At 56.7% G+C, this 7,311-nt stretch carries 7 protein-coding genes; all 7 read left to right on the top strand.

Features of this window, described 5'->3' with window-relative positions; all coding sequences use genetic code 11:
- The coding region (locus AC04MI_RS21760; RefSeq protein ID WP_476498671.1) for a branched-chain amino acid ABC transporter permease at positions 1-395 on the top strand (395 nt) is incomplete at its 5' end.
- Positions 392-2,170, top strand: a complete 1,779-nt coding sequence (locus AC04MI_RS21755) for a branched-chain amino acid ABC transporter ATP-binding protein/permease (protein ID WP_476498670.1) — start codon at positions 392-394, stop codon at positions 2,168-2,170. The genes AC04MI_RS21760 and AC04MI_RS21755, both read left to right, overlap by 4 nt.
- 14 nt (positions 2,171-2,184) lie before the next feature.
- The gene (locus tag AC04MI_RS21750) at positions 2,185-2,895 is read left to right on the top strand and encodes an ABC transporter ATP-binding protein (RefSeq protein WP_476498669.1); all 711 of its coding nucleotides are present in this window, start codon (positions 2,185-2,187) and stop codon (positions 2,893-2,895) included.
- Positions 2,896-2,927: 32 nt separating this feature from the next.
- On the top strand, positions 2,928-3,890 hold the full coding sequence (locus AC04MI_RS21745) for an MBL fold metallo-hydrolase (protein WP_137748620.1): 963 nt from the start codon (positions 2,928-2,930) through the stop codon (positions 3,888-3,890).
- 129 nt (positions 3,891-4,019) lie between these two features.
- Positions 4,020-5,330, top strand: coding sequence for a homogentisate 1,2-dioxygenase (hmgA, locus tag AC04MI_RS21740; RefSeq protein WP_476498668.1), 1,311 nt, complete (start codon positions 4,020-4,022; stop codon positions 5,328-5,330).
- 15 nt (positions 5,331-5,345) lie between these two features.
- Positions 5,346-6,617, top strand: a complete 1,272-nt coding sequence (gene fahA / locus AC04MI_RS21735; RefSeq protein ID WP_476498667.1) for a fumarylacetoacetase — start codon at positions 5,346-5,348, stop codon at positions 6,615-6,617.
- A gap of 66 nt (positions 6,618-6,683) precedes the next feature.
- On the top strand, positions 6,684-7,311 hold a 628-nt coding region (locus tag AC04MI_RS21730; RefSeq protein WP_476498666.1), incomplete at its 3' end, for a DMT family transporter.

Genomic DNA, 7,311 nt, shown 5'->3' with positions numbered 1-7,311 from the left:
ACCGAACGATGGTGGGTAAGGCCATGCGGGCGGTCGCGGCTAACGGAAGCGTCGCTAGCCTCATGGGCATCAATACCAATGCAGTGATGATTGGAGCTTTCGTGGTCAGTTCTGCGCTGGCCGGTCTTTCGGGCTTCCTTCTCGCTCCCATTGCTCAGGCATCCCTTTTTATGGGTCTTACTGTGGGGCTCAAGGGATTCTCTGGCGCCATGATCGGTGGACTGAGTAATCCACGTGGTTGTGTGATTGGTGGGTTCGTGCTCGGTGTCCTTGAGTCATTGGTGAACCTGTGGTCAGCGCAGTGGCGCGAGGTCGCTGTTTTTGCCCTCGTCATTCTGGTTCTTGCGTTCCGCCCAACCGGTCTTTTCGGCAAGCAGATGGTGGAGAAGGTATGAAGCGCGGCCAACACTTTTTCGGGGTCATTGCTGCCGTCGCTGTTCTCGCAGGCTTGGCGTCCCTTTTAGGAAATGACTACTACCTGCGCATCGTTTTCATGATGTGCGTGTATTACCTCTGTGCTGCAGGCATGAATGTGCTTGTAGGCTATGCAGGGCAGAAGTCGCTGGGCCAGGCTGGTCTATTTGCAGCGGGGGCCTATGCGGTGGCATTGATCACAACGCGTACAGAGATCAACCCGTGGCTTGCGCTTTCGTTGGCAGCTGTTGTCTCTGGGATTTGTGGGGTGCTGATCGCGCTGCCGTCGTTACGAGTCAAAGGACCCTATCTCGCGATGGTGACACTGGCTTTCGGCATCGTCGTTGAAAAGCTCGTTGGCGAATGGACAGATGTGTTTGGCGGTGCCCAGGGAATCTACGGTATCAAACCCCTGACTTGGAGCGGACAGCCGCTGACATCACTCCAGTGGGTGTGGCTGGGTATTGCCCTGTGCGCTGTGACCCATCTGCTGCTGCGCAATCTGTTGCAGGGCCGCTTTGGCCGAGCGCTGCTCTCGCTGCAAGCCGATGAGATCGCGTCATCGTCAGTGGGTGTGCGTGTCTATCGAGCCAAGGTCATTGCCTTCGTTGTAGCTGCCGTTACCTGCGGCATTGCTGGGGCGCTGGTGGCACAACAGAACCAGTACATCAATTCAGACTTCATCACATTCCATCTTTCGATCTTTATTCTCCTGTTGGTGCTGTTTGGTGGGGCTGGTTCTCAGTACGGCCCCTTGGTGGGAACCGTTGTTCTCACAGTGATCGATGCGGCGCTGGCCCGCTGGCCATCAGCCCAGCACTTTCTCTATGGGTTTCTGCTGCTGTTTGCGCTTTATGTCATGCCTGGGGGAGTCACGGGATTACTCTCCAAGTGGTTCCGCCGAACCGCTGCTGTATCTGATCTGTCTAGCACCTCTGCAGCTCCGACGCGCATCGGTCCCCAGGGAGAGGGTGAGTTGTTGGTGGCTCAAGGTGTCACTAAGAACTTTGGTGGGGTAAGGCCTGCTCAAAACGTGTCATTCCGACTCCAGCGCGGGCACATCCATGCGTTGATCGGTCCGAATGGCGCTGGTAAGAGCACGATGATCAATATGCTCACCGGGCTTCTCGATCCGAGCGAAGGCTCAATCAAGTTCCTTGGCCAAGAGGTGTCGAGCCGACCCGTGCATGCCATTTGTCGTATGGGCATGGGGCGAACCTTCCAAAACCTGCGGCTGTTTGCAGACCTGTCGGTCTTGGACAACGTCATGCTGGGCCGCCACACGCGCATGACGAATGGGTTCCTCGCATCATTGTTTGCGCTTCCCAGCGCGAGAAAGCAGGAAGCAGCCACCCGCGCCCGCGCCTTGCAACTGTTGGACCTGGTCGGCTTGCTGCATCTGGCCTATCAACCTGCAGGCAGTCTGCCCTATGGACTCCAGCGCCGCGTGGAGCTGGCGCGAGCGCTAGCCACCGAGCCTCAACTGCTCTTGCTGGATGAGCCAGCTGCTGGTCTCAATCCACAGGAGACAGCTGAATTGGGCGATCTTCTTGTGCGTATTGGTAAGTGCGGCGTGACCATCTTGATGGTTGAGCACCATATGGACTTGGTCATGTCGATCTCTGACCACGTGATCGTGTTGGACTACGGCATCAAGATCGCAGAGGGAAAGCCCGCTGAAGTGCAAGCCAACCCACGTGTTGTCGAGGCCTACCTGGGCGTTGATGAACCCGAGGAAGCTCTTGTCGCCCCCTGATCTGGAAATACCCAATGTTGAAACTCGATTCAGTCAAGGTCGCCTATGGTGCGATCCAAGCCGTCAAAGGCGTGAGTTTGGAAGTGCGCGAGGGCGAGGTAGTCACCATCATCGGTGCCAACGGCGCAGGAAAAAGCACTCTTCTCAAGAGCATTTGCGGACTGGAGCCTGTTAGCGCAGGAAGTATCCAGATCGATGGAAAGGACGTCTCCAAAGTCAGAGCGCACGAACGCGTTGCGCTTGGCGTCGCCATGTCACCTGAAGGCAGAGGCGTCTTTGCCGACCAGACGGTTCGGGAGAATTTGATGTTGGGCGGCTACTCCCGCCGGCGCAATCCAGCAGCGATTGAAGCGGCGATCGAGCGTGAATTCAACCGTTTCCCGAGATTGCGTGAGCGTCAGAACCAGTTGTCCGGAACCATGTCGGGCGGTGAACAGCAGATGTTGGCGATCTCACGTGCACTGATGAGTGAACCACGGCTCTTGTTGCTGGACGAGCCCTCTCTCGGATTGGCACCGTTGATCATCAAAGACATCYTCAATGCCATTCGCCAGTTGCGTGAGTCAGGGCTGACGATTCTGCTGGTTGAGCAAATGGCCAAGCAGGCTCTCGGTGTCGCAGATCGTGCCTACGTGCTTGAGACCGGCTACATCACTTTGGAGGGGACCGGAAGTGCACTCCTTAACGATCCCAAGGTCAAGGCCGCGTACCTCGGCTCACATTGACCGTCATAAACCCGTTTCAGAAGGAATATCCCATGAGCCAAGAAACCAAGAAGTTTGCTTCGCAAGCCGACCTTGAAGAGAAGAAGGTCACCTTTAGCCAAATATCCGAGCACGCCTGGGCCTACACTGCGGAGGGCGATCCAAACACCGGCATCATCATTGGCGACGATGCGGTGCTTGTGGCTGACACGCAGGCTACCCCCGCCATGGCCCAGGACGTCATCCGCCGTATTCGCGAGGTGACCGACAAGCCGATCAAGTACGTCGTTCTGACGCACTACCACGCTGTGCGCGTGCTTGGTGCAAGCGCATACGGGGCAGATCACATCCTTGCGAGCCAAGACACGTACGATTTGATTGTTGAGCGTGGTGAGCAGGACAAGGCCAGCGAAATTGGTCGTTTCCCTCGTCTCTTCGCGGGTGTTGAGACCGTGCCCCCCGGCATGACTTGGCCCACGATGACCTTCACCGGAAAAATGACGCTCTGGCTTGGCAAGGTGGAAGTCCAGTTGCTGCAACTCGGCCGTGGCCATACCAAAGGTGACACTGTCGTATGGTTGCCTGGCGAGGGAGCTCTGCTGTCTGGGGATCTTGTCGAATTTGGCGCTACGCCCTATGCAGGCGATGCCTACTTCAAGGACTGGCCGCAAACTCTGAAAAATCTTGCAGCCCTCAAGCCTAAAGCTTTGGTGCCGGGTCGTGGAGCAGCGCTTACCACTCCTGAGGCTGTGGCCAAAGGCCTTTCAGAGACTGGCGAATTCATCGCCGATGTATACGCAAACGTGCAAAAGGGCGTTTCTGCAGGCAAGGACCTGAACACGATCTACAAGGAAACGTTCGCAGCGCTGAAGCCCAAGTATGGTCACTGGGTCATCTTCGATCACTGCATGCCGTTCGATGTGACCCGTTGCTATGACGAGGCCACTCAATACGCAGATCCACGCATCTGGACCGCAGAGCGTGACGTCGAGATGTGGAAGACGCTCGAAGGCTGAGCCCCCTTCACAGTCCACAACCACCTGTTCTCTCGGCTCGCGCCGACCTTTTTGGGGTGGCGCGAGTGGGTCGGTGCGTCCTCACATCCGGGGATTTTCCGTTCCGCAACACCTGTCTAGGAGCAAAGCGTGATCGACCACCTCAATTCGGAACGCCGCTATCAAAGTGGTTTCGGCAATGAGCACGCCACGGAGGCTGTGCCAGGTGCTCTGCCTCAGGGGCGCAATAGTCCGCAAAGGGCGCCGTTAGACCTGTACCCCGAGCTTATTTCTGGAACGGCGTTCACTGCCCCGAGGCATGAAAACCGCCGCACATGGGTGTATCGACGCCAACCCTCGGTGGTGGCGGGGCGCTACCAGGCTTACAGCCAACCACTGTGGACCACGGGAAGGGATCGCGAGACGATCCTCGCACCCGAGCCAATGCGCTGGCACCCCATTCCTTTTGAGGAAGGCGTGGAAACCGACTTCGTTGATGGAATGCGAACTTTGGCAGCCAATGGCGACGCGGATGCGCAAGCAGGTGTGGGCTCTTTGGTGTACCTGGCGAACAAGTCCATGGATAAGCGCGCATTTGTCAATGCGGATGGTGAATTGCTCATCGTCCCCCAGCAGGGCCGGCTGGTTATCACGACTGAATTGGGAGTCCTAGATCTCAAGCCAGGGGAGATTGCCGTTTTACCTCGCGGTGTTGTCTTCAAGGTTGCTGTACCGGATGGACCATCGAGGGGGTATGTGTGCGAGAACTATGGCGCGCAGTTTCGTCTGCCTGAACTCGGGCCCATTGGCTCCAATGGCCTTGCGAATGCACGCGATTTTCTGGCGCCTGTTGCAGCCTTCGAGGAACAAGCGGGTGCCTACGAGCTGATCAAGAAATTTGGTGGGCACTTTTGGATTGCGCCAGCGAAGGGTACGCCATTCAACGTTGTGGCATGGCATGGAAATCTGGCKCCGGTGAAGTACGACACGGCCAACTTCATGRYSATCGGYTCYATCAGCTTYGACCAYCCCGAYCCMTCSATCTTCACYGTGCTSACWTCGCCKAGYGACACRYCYGGMACSGCGAACTGCGACTTCGTGATYTTCCCGCCGCGYTGGMTKGTSATGGAARACACCTTCCGGCCCCCTTGGTATCACCGCAATCTGATGAGCGAGTTCATGGGGTTGGTCTACGGCGAGTACGACGCGAAACCAGGCGGATTCAAACCAGGCGGTGCAAGCCTTCACAACGCAATGGTGCCGCATGGACCTGATGAAGAGGCCTTCGAAAAGGCCTCTAGCGTAGACCTGAAGCCGCAGAAGCTGGAGAACACCCTGGCGTTCATGTTCGAGAGCCGGTATCGCTTCATTCCTTCTGCCTTTGCAATTAATAAGGCGCCTTTGGATCATGACTACGCCGACTGCTGGGCAGGTCTCAAGGATCAATTCAAGCCCGTCTGAAGGAGCAGAGAGACTATGTATGACATCGATGCAACCCACGACCCGAAGCTAAAAAGCTGGGTCGACTCAGCCAATCTTTCAGACTKCGATTTCCCCATTCAGAACTTGCCTTTCGGACGATTCAAGCGAATTGATAGTCAGGACAACTGGAAGATCGGCGTGGCTATCGGTGATCAGGTCTTGGACCTTCGGGCCGCGGGGGTAATCGACACCGACGACATGAACGTCGTCATGGGTCTTGCCACGAATGATCGTCGAGCCCTCCGGCACAAGATTTCTGAAGGGCTGCGTGATGGCAGTCCCCAACGTACCACCTGGCTTGGTGCTTTGGTGCCTCAGGTTGAATGTGAGTACACAGTGCCTTGCCGTGTGGGCGACTACACCGATTTCTACACGAGTGTTCATCACGCGACCACGGTGGGCAAGCAGTTCCGTCCAGACAACCCATTGCTGCCTAACTACAAGTGGGTACCCATTGGGTATCACGGCCGTGCATCTTCGATAGRTGTGAGTGGATCCACTGTTAAGCGGCCCCGTGGACAGACGAAGGCCCCCGACGCGGCTGCGCCCAGTCTGGGGCCATCCAAACGCCTGGACTATGAGTTGGAGTTGGGTTGGTTTGTCGGGACGGGCAATCAACAGGGCGAGCCCATCGACATTGGAAAGGCTGAGGGTCATCTCTTTGGTGTGGCCCTGTTCAACGATTGGTCCGCGCGTGATATCCAAGGCTGGGAATATCAGCCTCTTGGCCCATTTCTGTCAAAGAATTTCGCCAGTACTTTGTCGCCGTGGATGGTGACCATGGAGGCGTTGGCTCCCTTTCGCGTCGCCTTCGAACGATCGCCAGACGACCCGCAACCCCTTCCGTATCTTGACTGCGATGGCAATCGAGAAAAGGGTTCGTTCTCAATAGCTCTCGAAGTTCTTCTGCAAACCGCAAAAATGCGCGAGATGGGTGAGCGGCCTGTGCCCCTTTCAAGAACTAACGTCAGCCGGGCTGCTTACTGGACACCTGCGCAATTGGTCGCTCACCACACAGTAAATGGCTGCAACTTGCAAGCAGGAGATCTGTTGGGTTCTGGGACTCTGTCCGGGCCAGATCCGAGTGAGGYGGGCTCGTTGATGGAGTTGACGACAAGTGGAAAGCACCCGATCAAGCTACCCAACGGTGAAGTCCGGAGCTTCCTTGAAGACGGAGATACGCTGACCCTACGTGGCTGGTGTGAAGCCGAAGGTGCTGTGCGTATTGGGTTTGGGGATTGTGCTGGAACGGTTGCTGCGCCATGAAGAAACGCGGAACCCATGCTTCCTGACAGTCCAAGCACTGCGAGTCGCCGTGCACTTGGAGTGCAGATGACTCTGATCGCTGCGATGGTGATTTGGGGGCTCAACGTCACTGTGGTGAAGCAACTCACGACGAGCTTCGACACTTCTATGCTCGCAGCCTTGCGGATGGCTGTGGCGCTTGCTGTTTTGTCTGGAATCATGGTCTGGAAGCGCCAGATCATTCTTGGTTTGGACGGAAAGCAAATGCTTACCTTGATCGTTTGCGGCGTACTGATGGTTTACCTGAACCAACTGCTCTTCGCAGAAGGATTGCAGCGTTCCACTGCGACGAACGGCGCTCTCATCATGGCTCTCAGCCCCTTGGTGTCAGCGGTGCTTGCCGCGATCATGTTTCGTGAGCGTTTGTCCCTTCAACGTTTGCTCGGTGTTGCTCTGGGTTTTGGTGGTGTCTCTGCTGTAGTGCTTAGCCACCCCGGCGCCGGACTGTCCAGTGCGAGTATTGGCGATCTGATGCTGGTGGCGGGAGTAGTCAGCTTTGCGGCCGGGGGGGCATTGGTGCAGGGTCTTGCCCGCTCTTTGCATCCTTTGGCTATCAGCTGGGCCATTTACCTCGTTGGCACTTTGATGCTAGTCGTGCAAGCGGCAGTCAGAAGTCCATCCTTGGCTTTTGAAGTGGTTTTCCCTGGATGGTGGC

It is taken from the genome of Acidovorax sp. LjRoot204 (assembly GCF_056175785.1).
The sequence above is the reverse complement of the archived record's forward strand: the minus strand, read 5'-3'. Positions and strand labels throughout refer to the sequence as shown.